The following is a 19693-nucleotide window of genomic DNA, read 5'->3' on the forward strand; positions in this document are numbered from 1 at the left end:
GGAAAGAAAGGTCGGTCAGACCGAGTAGTACATCTCGAACTCGACCGGGTGCGGCGTCATCTCGAAGCGCATCACCTCGGTCATCTTCAGGTCGATGTAGGACTCGATGAAGTCCTTCTGGAACACGTCGCCCTTCAGCAGGTAGTCGTGGTCTGCCTCGAGGGAGGCGAGGGCCTCGCGCAGCGAGCCGCAGACGGTGGGGATCTGCTTCAGCTCGGCCGGGGGCAGGTCGTACAGATCCTTGTCCATGGCAGAGCCGGGGTCGATCCGGTTCAGGATGCCGTCCATGCCGGCCATGAACAGGGCCGCGAAGGCGAGATAGGGGTTCGCGCCCGGATCGGGGAAGCGGACCTCGACGCGCTTGGCCTTCGGGTTGTTGGTGTAGGGGATGCGGCAGGAGGCCGAGCGGTTGCGCGCCGAATAGGCGAGCAGCACGGGGGCCTCATAGCCGGGCACCAGCCGCTTGTAGGAGTTGGTGAGCGGATTGGTGAAGGCGTTCAGCGACTTGGCATGCTTGATGATGCCGCCGATGTACCACAGGCAGTAGTCGGAGAGATCCGCATACTTGTCGCCGGCGAAGAGGGGCTTGCCCTCCTTCCAGATGGACTGGTGGACGTGCATGCCCGAGCCGTTGTCGCCGAACACCGGCTTCGGCATGAAGGTCGCCGTCTTGCCGTAGATGTTGGCCACCTGGTGGATGCAGTACTTATACACCTGCAGGTGGTCGGCCATGGTGACGAGGGGGCCGAACTTCAGGCCGAGCTCGTGCTGGGCGGACGCCACCTCGTGGTGGTGCTTTTCCACCTTGGCGCCCATCTTGGCCATGGCGGCGAGCATCTCGGAGCGCATGTCCTGCGCCGAGTCGATGGGGGGCACGGGGAAGTAACCGCCCTTGGTGCGCACGCGGTGGCCGAGGTTGCCGCCCTCGTAATCGGTGTCGCCATTCACCGGCAGCTCGATGGAGTCGAGCTTGAAGCCGGTATTGTACGGGTCCGCCTTGAAGCGCACGTCGTCGAAGATGAAGAACTCGGCCTCGGGGCCGAAGAACACGCTGTCGCCGATGCCGGTGGACTTGGCATAGGCCTCCGCCTTCTTGGCGATGGAGCGCGGGTCGCGGCCATAGGGCTGGCCGGTGGTGGGCTCGAGCACGTCGCAGACGATGGACAGCGTCGTCTCGGAGAAGAACGGGTCGATGCAGGTGGTTGCCGGGTCCGGCATGAGCAGCATGTCGGACTCGTTGATGGCCTTCCAGCCGGCGATGGACGAGCCGTCGAAGGCGGTGCCCTCGGTCAGGAAGTCCTCATCCACCATGGAAACGTCGAACGTGACATGCTGCCACTTGCCGCGCGGATCGGTGAAGCGCAGGTCGACGTACTTCGCGTCCTCGCTCTTGATGAGGGCGAGGACGTCCTTGGCCGTCTTGGTCGTCATGGGGGTTTCTACCTTTCTGCTGGCCTGCAGGTTTTTATTGGACGCGTCAGATCGCGTCGAGGCCCGACTCACCGGTGCGGATGCGGATCGCCTCCTCGATGGAAGACACGAAGATCTTCCCGTCTCCGATGCGACCGGTCTGGGCGGCCCGGCGAATGGCTTCGACGGCCCGGTCTACCATATCGTCGGAGAGGACAACCTCGATTTTCACCTTCGGGAGAAAATCCACCACATATTCCGCGCCCCGATAGAGCTCCGTATGGCCTTTCTGACGGCCGAATCCCTTCGCCTCGGTGACGGTGATGCCTTGCAGGCCGACGTCCTGGAGAGCCTCTTTCACCTCGTCGAGCTTGAAGGGCTTTATGATTGCCTCGATCTTCTTCATCCGCTCCGTCTCCCTGACCCGTCCACCGCCGCATGGTCGAGCCGCCTCTTCTTAAGCATGATATGTGCCATGCCAAGCTTCAATCGCTCGCGGTGGGAACGATCAGGTCAGCATCGTCGCAATGCCTGCAAATTGAGCTTATTGATGAACTAGTAAGCAATTTCATGGGCAGTAAACCTGATTTCTGAGCACGATCTGGGCATATAAGGGCGAGAAATTCAGTGCACGCACTTCTCGATCCCCAGGAAATGGGGCGCGCCGACCAAATCGCCGTCGAAATGGGCACGCCGTCCATGACGCTCATGGAGCGGGCCGGTACTGCAGTGGCGGACGTTGTGGCTCGCTATCCCTATCCCACTCGCATCGTGGTGCTGTGCGGTCCCGGCAACAATGGCGGCGACGGCTTCGTCGCTGCGCGGGTGCTTGCCCAGCGCGGCTTCAAGGTGCGCCTCGCTTTGCTGGGCGAGCGGGACCGTCTGACCGGAGATGCGCGGCGGGCGGCGGACCATTGGAAGGGGCCGGTGGAGGAGCCGGCGGTTCTCGATCTGGAGGCGGCGGGGCTAATCGTTGATGCCCTGTTCGGGGCAGGACTTGCCCGCGATCTCGACGGTGCCGCGCGGGCGCTGGTGGAGCGCATGGGGCGCTCGGGCCGACCGATCATCGCTGTCGACTTGCCGTCCGGTCTCGACGGCGCCACCGGCAAGGTGCGGGGCGCGGCGGCCCAGGCGAAGGAGACCGTGACCTTCTTCCGCCGCAAGCCCGGCCATCTGCTGGAGCCGGGGCGTAGCCTGTGCGGCCGGGTGCGGGTCGCCGACATTGGCATTCCTGACGATGCGCTGGATGTCATTGCGCCCAAAACCTTCGTCAACATGCCGGATCTCTGGCGCGACGCCTTCCCGGTGCCGGCAGCCGCGGGGCACAAATATGACCGCGGCCATGCTGTCGTGGTCAGCGGCCCGGCGTGGACCAGCGGAGCCGCGCGTCTCAGCGCCCGCGGCGCGCTGCGCGCCGGCGCTGGGCTCGTCACCATCGCATTGCCGCCGGATGCCCTGCCGCTCCAGGCCGCATCCTACGCCGCCATCATGCCGCGACGCATGGATGGGGCAGGGGACCTCGCCGCGCTTCTCGCCGACCGGCGGCTCGGCACTGTGGTGCTCGGGCCGGGCCTGGGGGCCGGGGCGGAGTGCCGAACCTTGATCGACGTCGCCGCTCCGGGCCGTCGCCTCGTGCTCGACGCGGACGCCCTCACCAGCTACAGCGGCGCGCCTTGGGCGCTGGCGCAGGTTGCGGCCCGGACTGCCGGGCTCATCGTGACGCCTCACGAAGGCGAGTTCGCCCGCATGTTCCAAGGGTCCGACGCAGTGTTGGATGCACCCTCCAAGCTGGCCCGGACCCGCGCTGCGGCCAAGCTCCTGGGCGCTGTGGTCGTGCTGAAAGGGCCAGACACCGTGGTCGCTGCACCGGACGGACGCGCGGCCATCGCCGAGAACGCTCCCGCCTATCTCGCCACCGCGGGGGCCGGCGATGTGCTCGCCGGCATTGCCGGCGGGCTTTTGGCGCAGGCCATGCCGCTCTTCGAGGCGGCTTGCGCGGCGGTTTGGCTGCATGGGGAAGCGGCACAAGCCGCCGGGCCGGGTCTCGTGGCGGACGATCTGCCCGAAGCTCTCAGGATAGTCTATAGCCGGCTATTCGAACTGATCGGCGCTCGGTAGGAATTCCGCCGTCACCGGATACCAAAGCCGGATGGGAAACAGCCGGAAAAGAAGCGCAACCGCCGACCGCATCAATCCGGCAACTGGATGAAGACTCGTCGTTACAATATTGATTCGGCAACGAGTTCTGTCAGGGCGCAACTTGGTATGTGGCGGATGCGACAACTTCGCCGTCGCCCCCGCGCGCCCCGGTGATTGGCCAGGTGCCCGCCGCGCGGGCGAGAAAGGCCACCCGCACTGTCGCTTTAGCCGGCACAGGAACCGTGTCGTGCCACCAGGGCTTCCAGCCGTCGTCGAGGCTGTCCAACAGCCGGACCGGATGGCCGCCGATGTAGACGGCGACGGGCGCGTCAAGGCTGTTGGCGAGCGTGAGAACCATGGCTTTCCCTGGCTTTACCGAGCCAAGCATGGCGGGCGCGCCCCGCTTCTCGCCGATGGGCAATTCCACCCTCACTGCATCCTTGAGGGGGATGTCAGCCGGCAAATCATTTGCCGGCAGCGGCGCGGGCGGCCCGGCAGGCGCTGCCCCGGCGGGGCCGACGGGAGTCACCACGGCGAGGCGGATCGGATCCTGGCTGGTCTCGATCTCGATGATGGTGGCGTCCGCATCGTCGAGGGTCGCGGCCACGTCGACCCGGCCGCCCGGCGCGATCTGGATGCGACCTTCCTTCAGCTCGAACGGCTCAGCGACCGGCTGCCCATCCACCGCGATGGCATAGCTCGCCGGTCCGCGGATCCGCAGGCGCAAGAACAAGGGAGTGGCATTCACCAGCCGCAGCCGGGAGCGACCGGAGGCCGGGCCCTGGAAGGTCGGCGAAATCGACCCGTTCACCGGGAAGATCGGTACCCCGCTCTCCGGCGGGAAGGACTGGATGAACAGCACGTGGTCCGACGCATAGGCCGCCGTCCCTGCCTCCTCCACCACCAGCGCGCCGGCAAGGGCACGGCGGGCGAGGCTGGGCGCGCTTGCGTGGTACCAGAATGTGCCGGCATCAGGCGGGGTCAGCTTCAGCGTGGCGCTCTGTCCCGCCGCCACGGGGGCGGCGGCGGCGGCGGCCGCAGCGGCGCTCAGGCGCACGCCCTGGAAGGTGAGCGCGAGGCTCTCTGACAGGCTGTTGGTCACCTGAAGCGCCAGTTCGCTCCCCTTCTTCACCCGCAGCACCGGCCCCGGCAGGGCGCCGTTGAACAGGGCGAGACGGCCCTGGCCCGCAAGCTCCGGCCGGCTGCCTTCGGCGGCGGTAAGCGCGACAGCGCCCTGCGCCTGGCCGAAGGCCGGAAAAAGGGTGCCGGCGGCACCGGAAAGAGTGAGGGCTGCGGCACCCTTGAGCACGGTGCGTCGGGAGGGAATCGGCGTGATCACGCGGCGTCTCCTGGCGGGGTGCGTGGACCATCTTACGCGGCCGTGAAAAGGGCAAGCGGCTTTGCTGTACCGGCTGCGCGCAGCCGCGCTCAGGAGGGCCCATCGCCCAGGGCGGAAGGGACCCGAGGCTGACGGCGCAAGGGCTCGCACCCTAGCGCCGCGATACGGTGCACCAAGCGTCCCGGGATGCGGCGAGGGTGGGCCGAGGCGTGCCGTGGCGTGGCATTTTCTTGCTGCGCGAGCGCCCCGGCATGATATAAGCCGCGACCCGATCGGCGCGTGCGGAGACGTTCGCGTCCGGTCGAGCCGCGTCGGTGCGTGGCCCCGCTTGGTCGATGCGGCGCGCCGGCGGTGCGTGCCGACCGGCGCTCCCGCGGCGCGTGCGCCCGAGGGGGCGCGACGGGCCTGCGGGCGTGGCGGAACTGGTAGACGCGCGGGATTTAGGTTCCCGTGACGCAAGTCGTGGGGGTTCGAAACCCTCCGCCCGCACCAAGCGCGCCGGTACGCCCAGGCTCGGCCAGGGTGGCCCGCAGTGCGGCCGGCGTGGCGCCGCTGCCGGATGTGGTGCGCTAATGCGCGCTCCGGCTGGCCGCCGCGGTGGCCGCGCAGTCTCCGGCGCCCGCCGGGGAGTGGGACGGCATCACACGTATTCTGGTTTCCGCGCCCCGCGCGATAAGGATGTGAAGGCAAGACGATGCAGGTGACCGAGACCGGGGCCGAGGGCCTCAAGCGCGCGTTCCGGGTGGTGGTGTCCGCTGCCGACCTCGACGCCAAGGCCGATGCCAAGCTCAACGAGCTCAAGGGCCAGGTGAAGCTCAACGGCTTCCGCCCGGGCAAGGTGCCGATGGCGCATCTGAAGCGCTTCTACGGCAAGTCCGTGATGTCCGAGATCATCGAGCAGACGGTCAACGAGACCAACGGCAAGATCGTCGAGGAGCAGGGCTTCAAGCTCGCGCTCCAGCCGCGGGTCAAGGGCCCGGAGGAGGATCCGCAGTTCCAGAGCCTGCTGGACGGCGGCAAGGACCTCACCTGGGACGTGGACTTCGAGATCCTCCCCAAGATCGAGCTCGGCAATTTCAAGGACATCTCCGTCGAGAAGCCGGTGGTCGAGGTGGGCGACGCAGAGGTGGATGAGACCATCCAGCGCATCGCCGACTCCAACCGTCCCTTCGCCACCAAGGAGGGCGCCGCCGCCGAGGGCGACCGCGTCACCATCGATTTCACCGGCTATGTGGACGGCGAAAAGTTCCAGGGCGGCGAGGGCACGGACATCGACGTGGTGCTCGGCTCCAAGGGCTTCATCCCCGGCTTCGAGGAGCAGCTTGTCGGCGCGACCGCGGGCGAGAGCCGCACCCTCAACGTGACCTTCCCCGAGAATTACGGCGCGAAGGAAATGGCCGGCAAGGCCGCGACCTTCGAGGTGACGGTGAAGTCGGTCGACGCGCCCGGCCCGCTGACCATCGACGACGAGTTCGCGAAGACCCTCGGCCAGGAGAGCCTCGCGCAGCTCAAGGAGACGGTGAAGGCCCGCATCGTGCAGGAGCACGCCGGCGCCGCCCGCCAGAAGATCAAGCGCGCGCTGCTGGACGGCCTCGACGCGACCCACAAGTTCGATGTGCCGGAGGGCCTCGTCGAGCAGGAGTTTTTCGGCGTGTGGAGCCGCGTGCAGGAAGACCTCGCGCAGCAGGGCCGCACCTTCGCCGACGAGGGCACCACCGAGGAGGAGGCCCGCGCGGACTACCGCCGCATCGCCGAGCGCCGCGTGCGCCTCGGCCTGGTGCTTGCGGAAATCGGCGAGCGCAACAATATCCAGGTCTCCGACGACGAGGTGACGCGCGCGGTCGTGGAACGGGCCCGCCAGTTCCCGGGCCAGGAGCAGCAGGTGTGGGAATATTATCGCCGCACCCCCGAGGCTCTGGCGTCCGTGCGTGCGCCCCTGTTCGAGGAGAAGGTCGTCGACTTCCTTCTGGAGCTCGCCAACGTGACCGAGAAGAAGGTCACCAAGGAGGAGCTCTACAAGGACGAGGACGACGAGAAGGCGGCCTGAGGGCCATAGACCGCCTTCCTCCTGCGACGATTTGCGCGGCACGCGGCTTACCGCGTGCCTACGCCCGCGCCCCGAGGACCTGACGATGCGTGATCCTGTCGATACTTACATGAATTATCTGATCCCCATGGTGGTCGAGCAGACCAACCGGGGAGAGCGGTCCTACGATATCTTTTCGCGCCTGCTGAAGGAGCGCATTGTGTTCCTGACCGGGCCGGTCGAGGACGGCATGTCCACGGTGGCGGTGGCTCAGCTGCTGTTCCTGGAGGCGGACAACCCGAAGAAGGAAATCTCGATGTACATCAACTCCCCGGGCGGAGTTGTGACGTCGGGCCTCGCCATCTACGACACCATGCAGTTCATCAAGCCCGCGGTGTCGACCCTGTGCATCGGCCAGGCGGCCTCCATGGGCTCGCTGCTTCTGACCGCGGGCGAGAAGGACATGCGATTCGCGCTGCCCAACGCCCGAATCATGGTGCACCAGCCTTCCGGCGGCTTTTCGGGCCAGGTGACGGACATCATGCTGCACGCGCAGGAGATCCTGAACCTGAAGAAGCGGCTGAATGAAATCTATGTGAAGCACACCGGCCAGCCGCTTCAGGCCATCGAAGACGCCCTCGAGCGCGACAATTTCCTCACCGCCGAGGCCGCCAAGGACTTCGGGCTGATCGATTCCGTGATCGACAAGCGTCCGACGGACGAGGCCAGCAAGGCCGCCTGAAGCTTGGCCGCGGGGCAGGCGACACTTCGGCCACACGGCCGGCGTTCTTGCATTGCCCCACTTGCGTGCAGTGCAAGATCGCGCTTGCATGTCCTTAAGCCGGCATCGGATGCCGCGTTGTCGGCCCCCGTCCAAGACGGGGGCCGATGCGTTTGAGGGGTTCGCCTGGTCTGTGTTCAGACTTTGCAAGGCTCTTCGGCGGACGATGCACGGACGGCGCGCCAGGATGCGCGGCGACGGTGCCGACCCCTTTGGGCCGGTTCACCCCGGTTCCGGGGGAATGTCGTCCGCACGCCTTGATCGCGTCGCAGGGGGGTGATTGGCTTGAGAAAAGTTGATCACCGCACACGGGCTTGGCGAGGTTTTTGCTTCGTACAAACCCCATATGGGATCCTAGCGAGACGGACGCGGGAACGTGTCCGGTTCGGTAGATCGTAGGAGACGAAGATGAGCAAGACCGGCGGCAGCGACAGCAAGAACACGCTTTATTGCTCGTTCTGCGGCAAAAGCCAGCATGAGGTCAGGAAGCTCATCGCCGGACCGACCGTGTTCATCTGCGACGAATGCGTCGAGTTGTGCATGGACATCATCCGGGAAGAGTCGAAGTCCTCTCTGGTGAAGTCGCGGGATGGCATCCCGACCCCGAAGGAGATCCGCAAGGTCCTCGATGACTATGTCATCGGCCAGGATCACGCGAAGAAGGTCCTCTCGGTCGCGGTGCACAACCACTACAAGCGTCTCAACCACGCCACCAAGCATGGCGACGTGGAGCTCGCGAAGTCCAACATCCTGCTCATCGGCCCCACCGGCTCGGGCAAGACGCTGCTCGCGCAGACGCTGGCGCGCATCCTCGACGTGCCCTTCACCATGGCCGACGCCACCACGCTGACCGAAGCCGGCTACGTGGGCGAGGACGTGGAGAACATCATTCTCAAGCTGCTCCAGGCCGCCGACTACAATGTGGAGCGGGCGCAGCGCGGCATCGTCTATATCGACGAGATCGACAAGATCAGTCGCAAATCCGACAATCCGTCCATCACCCGCGACGTCTCGGGCGAGGGCGTGCAGCAGGCCCTGCTGAAGATTATGGAAGGCACGGTGGCCTCCGTGCCCCCGCAGGGCGGCCGCAAGCATCCCCAGCAGGAATTCCTGCAGGTGGACACCACCAACATCCTCTTCATCTGCGGCGGCGCCTTCGCCGGCCTCGACAAGATCATCTCCTCGCGCTCCAAGGGCTCCACCTCCATCGGCTTCCAGGCCAAGGTGGCCCCGCCCGAGGATCGCCGCCCCGGCGAGGTGTTCCGCGAGGTCGAGCCCGAGGATCTGCTGAAGTACGGCCTCATCCCCGAGTTCATCGGCCGTCTGCCCGTGCTGGCGACGCTCGGCGACCTCGACGAGGAGGCGCTGAAGAAGATCCTCTCCGAGCCGAAGAACGCGTTGGTCAAGCAGTACCAGCGGCTGTTCGAGATGGAGAGCGTGGACCTCACCATCCACGAGGAGGCCCTCGGCGCCATCGCCCGCAAGGCGATCGAGCGCAAGACCGGCGCGCGTGGCCTCAGGTCCATCATGGAGGGCATCCTGCTCGACACCATGTTCGACCTGCCCGGCCTCGAAGGGGTCGAGGAGGTGGTCATCTCCCGCGAGGTGGTCGAGCAGAATGCGCGCCCGCTCTACATCTACGCCGACCGCGTCGGCGACGCTGGCGCCAGTGCGTGAGGGCGCGAGACCCGCGCCTCTCCCCTTGCCGCATGGCCGGGAGAGAGGACGGGGCTCGGGTCGAGATTGCCCAGGCTGGAGCGGTTCCAGCCGGACGACGGTCCCGGGCCGTGGCACGGTCCGGGGCGGGACAAGGGGGATGACGGTTCGTGCCGCGGCCCGGATCCGCCCTCTCCCCATCGAGGTAAAACGGTTGCCCTTGAAACGGGCAGGTTGCGTGTCCATCTACTTTTCGAAAGTTCCGGTCTCGGGGGTCGGACCTCGTGCCTCCTGCGGTACCCGCCGCTTCAGCATTGAAAATCCACACCCGTCTCCGGCCGCGTGCACGCGCGGCAATGCCCTGTCGTGGGCAATTCCCGGCGCGTGCACTTCTTGAAAGGATTGCGTCATGACGAGCCAGAAGCCGCGCCCGCCGCTCGTTGCCGGAGTGTCCCAGACCTTCCCGGTTCTGCCGCTTCGCGACATCGTGGTGTTTCCCCATATGATTGTTCCCCTGTTCGTGGGCCGCGAGAAGTCGATCCGCGCCCTCGAGGAGGTGATGCGCGGTGACACGTACATCCTGCTGGCCACGCAGGAGAACGCGTCGGATGACGACCCGGCGCCCGAGGCGATTTTCTCGGTGGGCACCCTCGCCACCGTGCTGCAGCTGCTGAAGCTTCCCGACGGCACCGTGAAGGTGCTGGTGGAGGGCGTGAGCCGCGCGCAGGTGACGCGCTACACCGACCGGACCGACCTCTACGAGGCCGAGGCCATCACCCTCAATGACGAGGAGAGCGACCGCGTCGAGGCGGAGGCGCTCGGCCGCTCGGTGGTCACCGAGTTCGAGAACTACGTGAAGCTCAACAAGAAGGTGTCGCCCGAGGTGGTGGGCGTCGTCGGCCAGATCGACGACCACTCCAAACTCGCCGACACCGTCGCCTCGCACCTCGCCGTGAAGATCCCGGACAAGCAGGCGGTTCTGGAGACGCTGAAGGTCTCCGACCGGCTGGAGAAGGTGCTGGGCCTCATGGAGAGCGAGATCTCCGTGCTCCAGGTGGAGAAGCGCATCCGCACCCGCGTCAAGCGGCAGATGGAGAAGACCCAGCGCGAGTACTACCTGAACGAGCAGATGAAGGCGATCCAGAAGGAGCTGGGCGACGAGGACGGCAAGGACGACCTGCAGGAGCTGGAGGACCGCATCAAGCGGACCAAGCTCACCAAGGAAGCCCGCGAGAAGGCCGCCCACGAGCTGAAGAAGCTCCGCCAGATGTCGCCCATGTCGGCGGAAGCCACCGTGGTGCGCAACTATCTGGACTGGCTGCTGTCCATCCCGTGGGGCGTCAAGAGCAAGGTCAAGAAGGACCTCAACTACGCCCAGGAGATCCTCAACAGCGACCACTACGGCCTCGACAAGGTCAAGGAGCGCATCGTCGAGTACCTGGCCGTGCAGAGCCGCGCCAACAAGCTCACGGGGCCCATCCTGTGCCTCGTCGGCCCGCCCGGCGTCGGCAAGACCTCGCTCGGCAAGTCCATCGCCAAGGCGACGGGCCGTGAGTTCGTGCGCGTTGCCCTCGGCGGCGTGCGCGACGAAGCGGAGATCCGTGGCCACCGGCGGACCTACATCGGGTCCATGCCGGGCAAGATCATCCAGTCCATGCGCAAGGCGAAGAAGGCGAATCCGCTCTTCCTCCTCGACGAGATCGACAAGATGGGCGCCGATTTCCGCGGCGATCCGTCCTCGGCCCTCCTTGAGGTTCTGGACCCCGAGCAGAACCACACCTTCAACGACCACTATCTGGAGGTGGACTACGACCTCTCGAACGTCATGTTCGTGACCACGGCGAACACGCTGAACATCCCGCCGGCCCTTCTGGACCGCATGGAGGTGATCCGCATCGCCGGCTACACGGAAGACGAGAAGGTGGAGATCTCGCGCAAGCACCTGATCCCCAACTCGCTCCAGAAGCACGGCCTGACGGCGAAGGAATTCGCCATCGACAACGAGGCGCTGCTCACACTCGTCCGCCGCTACACGCGGGAAGCCGGCGTGCGCAACCTCGAGCGTGAGATCTCCACCCTCGCCCGCAAGGCGGTGAAGGAGCTCATGCTGGCCAAGAAGAAGTCGGTGAAGGTCACCGCCAAGAACCTCGAGGACTTCATCGGCGCCCCGCGCTTCCGCTACGGCGAGGTGGAGACCGAGGACCAGGTGGGCGTCGTCACCGGCCTTGCCTGGACCGAGGTGGGCGGCGAGCTGCTGACCATTGAGGGCCTCATGATGCCCGGCAAGGGCAAGATGACGGTCACCGGCAACCTGCGCGACGTGATGAAGGAGAGCATCTCCGCGGCGGCGTCCTACGTGCGCTCGCGGGCGGTGGACTTCGGTATCGAGCCGCCGCTGTTCGAGCGCCGCGACATCCACGTGCACGTTCCCGAGGGGGCGACCCCGAAGGACGGCCCGTCCGCCGGCGTCGCCATGGCCACCGCCATCGTCTCGGTGATCACCGGCATTCCCGTCCGTCGCGACGTGGCCATGACCGGCGAGATCACCCTGCGCGGCCGGGTGCTGCCCATCGGCGGCCTCAAGGAGAAGCTGCTCGCGGCGCTCCGCGGCGGCATCAAGAAGGTGCTGATCCCCGAGGAGAACGCCAAGGACCTGGCGGACATCCCGGCCAACGTGAAGAACGCGCTGGAGATCGTGCCCGTGTCGCGCATGGACGAGGTCCTCGCCAACGCGCTGGTGCGTCCGCCGGAGCCCATCACCTGGGAAGAGCGTCCGGTGAACAACCCGCCGGTTGCCGACGAGGAGAACCCGGGCGTGGTCGCGCACTGACCTGAAACGGACCGGATTGCCCGCAATCCGGTCCGTTTCAACAGTTTCTGCAGCTGATCGAAGGGCGCGTGCCCGTCTCTCTCCAACCTTTGGAGGGCGCGGGTCGCGCCCTTTGCGTTTTCAACGACTTAGGAGGCGTTGCTCCAGCGCGGACGTGGCGTCACAGCGTGCCTCTCTTCGCAGCCGCACAGCGAGAAATCGTGCATTGGTGCGGGTTTGATGCCGATCGCGCTTGCAAAAGCCTTAATTTCCGTGATGCTCGCGCCGTTCGTCGGGGCTTGTCCCTGCACGATTCGCGTTCTGACAACGGAAGGAAAGGTCAGATGACCACCAAGAACGAACTGATCGCCGCGGTGGCCGAAGAGGCGAAGCTGACGAAGACGGCTGCGGCTGCGGCTGTGGACGCGACCTTCGACATCATCGCCAAGGCGCTCAAGGATGGCGAGGAAGTCAAGCTGATCGGTTTCGGCAGCTTTTCCGTGGTGACGCGCGCTGCCCGCGAAGGCCGCAATCCGCGCACCGGCAAGCCGGTGAAGATCAAGGCCTCGAAGGCTCCCAAGTTCACGCCCGGCAAGGGCCTGAAGGAAGCCGTCAACGACTGATCCGGCCTTTTGGCCTGACGACCCTGCCGGAGGTTTGCCGGCGGGTTTCCGGACGCTCCCAGCCCGGCTCTGGCCCGGGCGGAGCGTCCCCGAGGTTTAGACGGCTTCCGGCCTGCTCATCGCGGCCCTTCGCCCGCCACTCCCGCTCCCCTCCGTCTCCCGCAGAATCGCCATCACGCGCCGCACGAGCGCCGCGCTCGTTCGAGATCCGGGCATCTTGCAGGCGCCGCGCCTGTCCGGCCTGCACCCTTGCCGCGGCGGCCGGGCGGGACTATAGCGCCGTGAAGCTGGTGCCCCGGGCGGTTAGCTCAGTTGGTAGAGCATCTCGTTTACACCGAGAGGGTCGGCGGTTCGAGCCCGTCACCGCCCACCAGATTTCCCGATCCGCCTCGAGCCTGCTTTTCCCGAGATCCGGCAAGTTGCGCGGCGACTTTCGGTGCGCCTTCGCCAGGGCGCTTTCGCCCCATGGCGGAAGAGGGCCAAGAGGTCGCGCCTGTGGAGAAATCCCCGGCAAAAAATGCGCGTCTTGCTTGACTTGGAAAGAGGGGTGCCGTACCACGCCGCTCTCCTCGGCGCACGGTTCCATCCGACGCCGGTTCGGGGGTGTAGCTCAGTTGGTTAGAGCGCCGGCCTGTCACGCCGGAGGTCGCGGGTTCGAGCCCCGTCACTCCCGCCATTCGCGCCTGTCGCGCTCCTTCTTCCAGCTTCGGTTCTGACCGTCACTGCCCGACGCCGTGTGCGCGCCGGGCCTGCTGCTGTTGCGGCCAAGCTGCGTTGCAGTGACAGGCGCGGACAACCTGCGTATGGTTGGCACGCCGGATGCCGGCCGGAGGTGGAATGTCGCAAGCCCGAATCCTCCTCGTCTATCCGAGGTTCGTCCAGGAAAGCTTCTGGAGGAACCTCGAACTCGCCCGGCTCAGGGGTGCGCGCTGCATGGCGCCGCCGCTCGGCCTTCTCACCGTCGCGGCCATGCTCCCGGTGGATTGGGAGGTGCGGCTCGTGGATTGCAACGTCCGTGATCTCTCGGCCGAGGACCTCGCCTGGGCCGATGCGGTCTTCCTCAGCGCCATGCTGCCCCAGCGCCTCGAGGCGCTGCGCCTGATCGACCGGGTCGCTGCGGCCGGGAAGGTGGCGGTCATGGGCGGTCCCGACGTGTCGTCGAGCCCGCAGGCCTACGCAGCTGCCCCCGTGCGGGTGCTGGGCGAGGCGGAAGCCGTGCTGCCCGCCTTCATCGCGGCGTGGGAGGCAGGCTTCCGCGACGGCCTGTTCGAGGCGGGCGAGGACAAGCCGGACGTGACCCGGACGCCCGTGCCGCGCTTCGATCTCATCACCTTCTCGGACTATCTCTTCGTGGGGGTGCAATTTTCCCGCGGCTGCCCGTTCACCTGCGAGTTCTGCGACATCATCGAGCTTTATGGCCGCGTGCCCCGGGCCAAGGCGACCGATCAGATGCTGGCGGAGCTCGATGCGCTCCACACTCTCGGCTATCGCGGCCATGTGGATTTCGTCGACGACAACCTCATCGGCAACAAGAAGGCCGTGAAGGCCTTCCTGCCCCATCTCATCGCCTGGCAGAAGGCACGCGGCCATCCGTTCCATTTCTCGACGGAGGCCTCGCTCAATCTCGCCGATGACGCCGAGCTTTTGCGGCTGCTGTCGGAGGCGGGCTTCTTCCTCGTCTTCGTGGGCATCGAAAGCCCGGATGCCGACGTGCTGCGCTCCACCCAGAAGAAGCAGAACACGCGGCGCGACATCGCCGCCAGCGTCCACCGGATCTATGCCGCCGGTCTCGTGGTGATCGCAGGCTTCATCATCGGCTTCGACAACGAGCCCGCGGGCATCGGCGACATGATGGTGGAGCTGATCGAGGAGGCGGCCATTCCCGTGGCCTCGCTCGGCCTGCTCTATGCGCTGCCGGACACCCAGCTGTCCCGCCGGCTGGAGCGGGAAGGGCGGATGTTCGAGCTGAAGGAGGAGGATTTCCGCTTCGGCGACCAGACCGGAGCCGGCCTCAATTTCGCGACTCTGGGTCCGAGGGTCGACGTGCTGCGCGCTTATCGGGAGACATATGCCCGCATCTATACGCCCGCCGCCTTCTTCGGCCGGGTGCGGCGGCTCGGCGAGCTGCTGCGCCGTCCGGAGGCGAAGGCGCAGGAGGGCGCTCTTGCGGCAGGGGCGGCGGTAGCGAAGACACCGGAGCCGGTCGACCTGCGCACTTTGGCGGGGGACCTCGCGCGGCTGTTCGCCATCATGCTGAAGGTCAGCGTGCGTCATCCGCGCACCGCCCTTCACATCTGGCCGGTGGTGCTGCGGGGGCTGAAGCGGCTTGACACGCTGGAGCAGCTGCTGTCGCTGTCGCTTTTCTACATTCACCTCGGGCGGTTTGCCCAATCCGTGGACCGCACGCTCGCCGACCAGATCGCCGATATCGAGAGCGGGCGATGGCGCGATCCGCGCGAGCGCGTGGCGCAAGAGCGGGCCGTCATCACGACTGCGGCGGAATAATCCTGGGGCGCCGGGGCGCAATGGCGGTTGACGCAGCGGCTCGCTGCTGTTCAATCCGCGCGCCCTGGCCTTCTCTCATTTCTTCGGTTCTCCCCATGCGCGGTTCCCGCTCCCTCACGGTCTGCCTGCTGGCTGCGACGCTCGCGGCCAGTCCTCTCTCCAGCGCGACCGCCTGCCCCTCGGGTGCGCGTCCGTCTCCGGCGCTCGCCATGGAAGCGGGTGCGCGCGCGTTCAAGGAGGGGCGCCCGGTGCGCATTCTCGCCATCGGCTCGTCCACCACGGCCGGGGTGGGAGCCTCGGGTGCCGACCAGAACTATCCGAGCCAGCTGGCGCGCCGTCTGGTGGATGCGTGGGGCGAGGGCAGGGTGGAGATCACCAATGCGGGCGTCTCGGGCGAGACCGGGCCGTCCACCCTCGGCCGGCTCCAGAGCTTCATGCGCGCCACGCCGGCGCCCCATCTGGTGATCTGGCAGGTGGGCACCAACGACGTCATCTTCGGCGGCGATCCGGGCCGGCTCAAGGCCCTGGTCTCGGAGGGGCTGGCTTCCATCGCCGCCTCGGGCGCCGCGGCGGTGGTGATCGACCAGCAATATTTTCCCGCCATCAATGATCTCGCGCGCTACGAGCAGTTCGTCTCCGCGGTGGATGCGGCGACCTCGGCGCGGGGCGTTCCGCTGCTGCGGCGCTACGCCATGATGAAGCAATGGGCGACGCGCGATCCCGCCGGCTTCCGCGGCACCCTCTGGTGGGACAGTTTCCACATGAACGACGCGGGCTATTCCTGCCTTGCCGAGCTTCTGGCCCCGTCGATCCTCACCGCCGTGCGCAGCGGCGGCGCCGCGCGTCCCGCCGCCGCCCCCGCACGCCCGGCGCCCGCTGCGTCGGAGCGCTGAGCGGCGGTTCGCCGCCGGTCGTTCGTGGACAAGCGCGGCTCAGGCCCCCGTGGCCTGGAACCGGCCGATCCAGTCCTTGACCGCGGTGACGTCCGAGGACATCAGCCCATGACCGCCGGGCAGCACACGGTGCTCCACCTGGCCGCCGCGCGCCGAGAGCTGAACAGCCAGCCGCGCCGCATTGGCGGTGGGCACGATGGGATCGGCCGAGCCCGACAGCATCAGCACCGGCGTTCCCGGCAAGGTCCCCTCCGGCGGGGTGGACAGGGTCACCATGGGCCGCAGCAGGGCCGCGCCGGCCAGCGCCTCGGGCCGCAGCAGGAGAAGGGCGGCGGCAATGTTGGCGCCGTTGGAGAAGCCCACGGCCACCGGCGCGGCGATGCCGTAGGCGTCCCGCGCGGCGGCGATGAAATCGGCCAGTTCGTTGGCGCGACGAACCACATCCGCCTCGTCGAACACGCCCTCGGACAGGCGGCGGAAGAAGCGGGGCATGCCGGCCTCGCTCACCTGCCCGCGCGGGGAGAGGAGGGCGGCGCCCGGCGCGATCATGCGGCCGAGGGGCAGGAGGTCGTTCTCGTCGCCGCCGGTGCCGTGAAGCAGAAGCAGCGGTGTCGCGGCCGCATCGGTGGCGGGAACGAAGCGGTGAATGAAGGCGAGGTCGGCGGCGTGCGCGGTGGCTGGCGCGCGGGATGCGCTGGCGCGGGTCATGGGGCAGATCCTTTCGGGGGTGAATCTTGCAAAGGGTACCGGGTCCGCCTGCGGTGGCCCGAAGGCGCGGCAGGCGGATCAAGGTGAACGGCCCCGCCACCAGCGGGGCCGCAGGTTGTCAGGCGACGGCAGGAAGCACCTGCTCGATCTCGGCGCGGTGCGCCTCGTATTGCGCCGGCAGCTTCAGCGCCTCGCCGAGATGCTCGGGCGCCTCGTCCACCGCAAAGCCGGGATCATCCGTCGCGATCTCGAACAGCACGCCGCCCGGCTCGCGGAAATACACCGAGCGGAAGTAGTTGCGGTCGCGCTGGCCGGTGACGTGGCGGCCGTGCCGGCTGGTGAGCTTCTCCACCATCTCGGCCTGATCCGCGTCGTCGCCGGCACGGAAGGCGATGTGGTGGACGCTGCCGCGGCCCTGGCGACCCGGCAGGAAGCCTCCGGCCTCGCGGATGTCCACGATGCCGCCCACCGCAACGCCGGGTGCGCGATAGCGGATGCGGGTGCCCTCGCGCCCCGCCTCCTCGAATCCGAACACGTCGGTGAGGATGGCGGCGGTCGGGGCCGCCTCCTTCAGCAGCAGGGACACCGAATGCATGCCGCGGATGGCATGGGCCTCAGGCACCTCGCCGCCACCCCATGCGGGTTCGGACTCGATGCCGGGGACGCCGACGAGGGCGATCCGCATCCCGTCCGGGTCCTTGAAGGAGATGACGGTCTCGCCGAAGCGCTTCTCCGGCAAATCGGGTGCGAGGCCGGCGCCGATGAGGCGCTCGGTCCAGTACCCTACCGCCGCTTCGGGAATGCGGAAGGCGGTTTCCTGAGTTTCGCCCACGCCGACCCGGCCCTCCGCCGCGTGCTCCCACGGGAAGAAGGTCAGGATGCTGCCGGGCGAGCCGGCGGCATCGCCGAAATAGAAGTGATAGGTGCCGGGATCGTCGAAATTGACCGTCTTCTTCACCAGTCGGAGCCCGAGGGTCCGGGTGTAAAATTCAAGGTTGCGCCTTGCCGGGCCGGCAATGGCGGTGACGTGGTGAAGGCCGATGCTGCGCATGTGAAGTCCTCCGAACGGTTCGCTGTGGGCGATGTCGTCGAAGTCAAATTTAAGCAATGAACTTCGGAATTAAACCTGAGATTCATTGCATACATGCAAGCCAAGCGTGCGGGTTTGGCGCGCGGTCATCGCAGGATCGTCGGCGCAATGCCCGGCTGCGCCACCGGGTGGTACAATCGTGGCGCATAATGCCGGAAGCTGTGGCAAAAATGCTTTTCCGCCTGCGAAAGACTGCATTGGCGGCTGTTTGCGCGCCGCTCTGAATCCCCTTTCCGCGATTGCGATGGTAATGAGACCACTCGGGCAAGGGGCGGGGCCTTGCCAGCAAGAGCCGGATGGTCAGGCATGCTGGTAAAGCGGTACAACAATCGAGTTGCGGATCGAGACGGCGGCGCTTGGCGCCGGCTGGCCCGAGTTTGCGCGGCCGGAGCGTGCGCGGTCGCGGCCGCGCTGTTCGGCGGGGCCGGCTCTGCCCTGGCGCAGCAGACCGCCATTGCGGATGCCGATCCGGAGTTCAACGCGCTGTTCTATCAGTCGTTGAAGCGGCCGGCCGATGTCGACCTCGCCTTCCGCCTCGCCCGCCGGGCGGTGGAGGTGGGTGACTATGAGGCGGCCATCGGCGTCTATGAACGCATCCTCTTTTACAATCCTCAGCTGGTGCGCGTGCGCCTTGAGCTGGCGCGGCTGTATTACCGGCTCGGCGCTTACGAATCTGCCCGTGCCTATTTCGAGCCCATCGCCAATTCGCCCGGCCTGACGGGCCAGGAGCGCGACAACGTCGCCGCCTATCTGGTGGAGATCGACCGGCGCCTCTCCACCAACCAGTGGAGCGTCTATGCCCAGGTGGGCGTGCGCTACCAGTCCAATGCCAATTACGGCCCCTCCAGCCGCCTCGTGGTCGGCCAGGACGTGGCGGCCCTGCTGCCGCCCAGCGCCGCCGCCCAGGCCGACGGCAACGCCTTCGCCCTCGCCTCCATCCGCCACGTCTACGACTTCGGCAACCAGCGCGGCGACGTCTGGGAAACCAACCTCAACCTCTATTATTCGCAGCAGTTCAAGCTCGACCAGCTGAACCTCGGGTTCGCCGAGTTCAACACCGGCCCGCGCTTCGCCCTGTTCCCCGACCAGTTGCCCGGCTCGTCCATCCGCGCCTACGTGCTGGCGGGCGGCGTCGCGCTGGGCGGCAATGGCTATCTCGGCACCTATGGCGCGGGCGTCTCGATCTATGCGCCGTTCAGCGTGTGGTTCGGGCTCGAGCCGTTCGTGGAGATCCGCCAGCGCGACTACCAGTCGTCGCCGGACTATCCCACCGCCGGCTTCCAGAGCGGCGAGATGTGGACGGTGGGCGCCAACGCCTTCGGCCGCATCACCGACGACTGGCGCTGGCGCGCGCGGCTTGCCTACAACGATGCCTCGGGCGATCTGCCCTGGTTCTCCTACAACACCTTCGCCGTGGACCTCGCGCTGCCGTTCGAGTTCCAGGGCCTGTGGGGCGTGAAGCGCTGGATCGCCATCCCGAGCGCGGGCTACTCGCGCTACAGCTACGATGCGCCAAACCCGTTCATCTCGAACTTCGTCACCGAGAAGGACAACCAGTACAGGGTGGGGCTCGCCCTCGACGTACCCATCCACGAGCAATGGGGGCTGCTGACGCAGGTCCAGTACAGCTGGTCCACCTCGACCCTGCCCAATTACGCCTTCGACAATTTCAGCGTTTCGGTCGGCCCGAACGTGCGGTTCTGAGGAGCAACGC

At 66.9% G+C, this 19693-nt stretch carries 14 protein-coding genes and 3 tRNA genes; 12 read left to right on the top strand and 5 right to left on the bottom strand.

The window, feature by feature from the left end; translation table 11 throughout:
* Nucleotides 1-15 precede the first annotated feature (15 nt).
* Nucleotides 16-1431, bottom strand: coding sequence for a type I glutamate--ammonia ligase (gene glnA / locus ABLE93_RS19950; protein WP_348841587.1), 1416 nt, complete (start codon nucleotides 1429-1431; stop codon nucleotides 16-18).
* 46 nt (nucleotides 1432-1477) lie between these two features.
* Nucleotides 1478-1816: a P-II family nitrogen regulator gene (locus tag ABLE93_RS19955; RefSeq protein WP_203192206.1), complete on the bottom strand. Its 339-nt coding sequence runs from the start codon at nucleotides 1814-1816 to the stop codon at nucleotides 1478-1480.
* A gap of 248 nt (nucleotides 1817-2064) precedes the next feature.
* On the opposite strand from ABLE93_RS19955, the gene ABLE93_RS19960 reads away from it, so the two are divergent.
* A complete protein-coding gene (locus tag ABLE93_RS19960; RefSeq protein ID WP_348841658.1) occupies nucleotides 2065-3528 on the top strand; it encodes an NAD(P)H-hydrate dehydratase in 1464 nt (487 codons plus the stop codon).
* Nucleotides 3529-3658: 130 nt separating this feature from the next.
* On the opposite strand, the gene ABLE93_RS19965 is transcribed toward ABLE93_RS19960, so the two are convergent.
* On the bottom strand, nucleotides 3659-4888 hold the full coding sequence (locus ABLE93_RS19965; protein ID WP_348841588.1) for a multicopper oxidase family protein: 1230 nt from the start codon (nucleotides 4886-4888) through the stop codon (nucleotides 3659-3661).
* Nucleotides 4889-5295: 407 nt separating this feature from the next.
* On the opposite strand from ABLE93_RS19965, the gene ABLE93_RS19970 reads away from it, so the two are divergent.
* The 10 genes from ABLE93_RS19970 (at nucleotide 5296) to ABLE93_RS20015 (ending at nucleotide 16181) form a co-directional block, all read left to right on the top strand.
* Nucleotides 5296-5380: transfer RNA gene (locus tag ABLE93_RS19970), tRNA-Leu, on the top strand.
* 202 nt (nucleotides 5381-5582) lie between these two features.
* The gene (gene tig, locus ABLE93_RS19975; RefSeq protein ID WP_348841589.1) at nucleotides 5583-6935 is read left to right on the top strand and encodes a trigger factor; all 1353 of its coding nucleotides are present in this window, start codon (nucleotides 5583-5585) and stop codon (nucleotides 6933-6935) included.
* A gap of 85 nt (nucleotides 6936-7020) precedes the next feature.
* On the top strand, nucleotides 7021-7656 hold the full coding sequence (locus tag ABLE93_RS19980) for an ATP-dependent Clp protease proteolytic subunit (protein WP_348841590.1): 636 nt from the start codon (nucleotides 7021-7023) through the stop codon (nucleotides 7654-7656).
* Between the two features lie 447 nt (nucleotides 7657-8103).
* Nucleotides 8104-9372: an ATP-dependent Clp protease ATP-binding subunit ClpX gene (gene clpX / locus ABLE93_RS19985; RefSeq protein ID WP_024278720.1), complete on the top strand. Its 1269-nt coding sequence runs from the start codon at nucleotides 8104-8106 to the stop codon at nucleotides 9370-9372.
* A 388-nt stretch (nucleotides 9373-9760) separates the two neighbouring features.
* Nucleotides 9761-12181 (top strand): endopeptidase La, encoded by a 2421-nt coding sequence (gene lon / locus ABLE93_RS19990; RefSeq protein WP_348841591.1) that lies wholly within the window; start codon nucleotides 9761-9763, stop codon nucleotides 12179-12181.
* A gap of 323 nt (nucleotides 12182-12504) precedes the next feature.
* Nucleotides 12505-12783, top strand: coding sequence for an HU family DNA-binding protein (locus ABLE93_RS19995; protein ID WP_024278722.1), 279 nt, complete (start codon nucleotides 12505-12507; stop codon nucleotides 12781-12783).
* Between the two features lie 297 nt (nucleotides 12784-13080).
* Nucleotides 13081-13156, top strand: a tRNA-Val gene (locus tag ABLE93_RS20000).
* Nucleotides 13157-13382: 226 nt separating this feature from the next.
* Nucleotides 13383-13459 (top strand) — tRNA-Asp (locus tag ABLE93_RS20005).
* A 161-nt stretch (nucleotides 13460-13620) separates the two neighbouring features.
* Nucleotides 13621-15288 (top strand): B12-binding domain-containing radical SAM protein, encoded by a 1668-nt coding sequence (locus ABLE93_RS20010; protein ID WP_348841592.1) that lies wholly within the window; start codon nucleotides 13621-13623, stop codon nucleotides 15286-15288.
* 95 nt (nucleotides 15289-15383) lie between these two features.
* Nucleotides 15384-16181 carry an SGNH/GDSL hydrolase family protein gene (locus ABLE93_RS20015; RefSeq protein WP_348841593.1) on the top strand — a complete coding sequence of 266 codons (798 nt, stop codon included), beginning with the start codon at nucleotides 15384-15386 and terminating at the stop codon, nucleotides 16179-16181.
* Between the two features lie 39 nt (nucleotides 16182-16220).
* Here the strand turns inward: ABLE93_RS20015 and ABLE93_RS20020 are convergent, their stop codons facing one another.
* Both ABLE93_RS20020 and ABLE93_RS20025 read right to left on the bottom strand, forming a co-directional pair.
* Entirely contained in the window at nucleotides 16221-16889 is a 669-nt protein-coding gene (locus ABLE93_RS20020; RefSeq protein WP_348841594.1) for an alpha/beta hydrolase, read from the bottom strand.
* 118 nt (nucleotides 16890-17007) lie between these two features.
* Nucleotides 17008-17940: a ring-cleaving dioxygenase gene (locus tag ABLE93_RS20025; protein WP_348841595.1), complete on the bottom strand. Its 933-nt coding sequence runs from the start codon at nucleotides 17938-17940 to the stop codon at nucleotides 17008-17010.
* A gap of 345 nt (nucleotides 17941-18285) precedes the next feature.
* On the opposite strand from ABLE93_RS20025, the gene ABLE93_RS20030 reads away from it, so the two are divergent.
* Nucleotides 18286-19683, top strand: coding sequence for a tetratricopeptide repeat protein (locus tag ABLE93_RS20030; protein WP_348841596.1), 1398 nt, complete (start codon nucleotides 18286-18288; stop codon nucleotides 19681-19683).
* Nucleotides 19684-19693 lie beyond the last annotated feature (10 nt).

This window comes from Xanthobacter pollutisoli (genome assembly GCF_040044995.1).
Classification (GTDB): domain Bacteria; phylum Pseudomonadota; class Alphaproteobacteria; order Rhizobiales; family Xanthobacteraceae; genus Xanthobacter.

Coding starts and splice junctions, on each gene's coding strand:
- ABLE93_RS20010 (WP_348841592.1), top strand. CDS start 13,621: ATGTCGCAAGCCCGAATCCTCCTCGTCTATCCGAGGTTCGTCCAGGAA.
- ABLE93_RS19980 (WP_348841590.1), top strand. CDS start 7,021: ATGCGTGATCCTGTCGATACTTACATGAATTATCTGATCCCCATGGTG.
- ABLE93_RS19960 (WP_348841658.1), top strand. CDS start 2,065: ATGGGGCGCGCCGACCAAATCGCCGTCGAAATGGGCACGCCGTCCATG.
- glnA (WP_348841587.1), bottom strand. CDS start 1,431: ATGACGACCAAGACGGCCAAGGACGTCCTCGCCCTCATCAAGAGCGAG.
- ABLE93_RS20020 (WP_348841594.1), bottom strand. CDS start 16,889: ATGACCCGCGCCAGCGCATCCCGCGCGCCAGCCACCGCGCACGCCGCC.
- tig (WP_348841589.1), top strand. CDS start 5,583: ATGCAGGTGACCGAGACCGGGGCCGAGGGCCTCAAGCGCGCGTTCCGG.
- clpX (WP_024278720.1), top strand. CDS start 8,104: ATGAGCAAGACCGGCGGCAGCGACAGCAAGAACACGCTTTATTGCTCG.
- ABLE93_RS19955 (WP_203192206.1), bottom strand. CDS start 1,816: ATGAAGAAGATCGAGGCAATCATAAAGCCCTTCAAGCTCGACGAGGTG.
- ABLE93_RS19995 (WP_024278722.1), top strand. CDS start 12,505: ATGACCACCAAGAACGAACTGATCGCCGCGGTGGCCGAAGAGGCGAAG.
- ABLE93_RS20015 (WP_348841593.1), top strand. CDS start 15,384: ATGCGCGGTTCCCGCTCCCTCACGGTCTGCCTGCTGGCTGCGACGCTC.
- lon (WP_348841591.1), top strand. CDS start 9,761: ATGACGAGCCAGAAGCCGCGCCCGCCGCTCGTTGCCGGAGTGTCCCAG.
- ABLE93_RS20030 (WP_348841596.1), top strand. CDS start 18,286: ATGCTGGTAAAGCGGTACAACAATCGAGTTGCGGATCGAGACGGCGGC.
- ABLE93_RS20025 (WP_348841595.1), bottom strand. CDS start 17,940: ATGCGCAGCATCGGCCTTCACCACGTCACCGCCATTGCCGGCCCGGCA.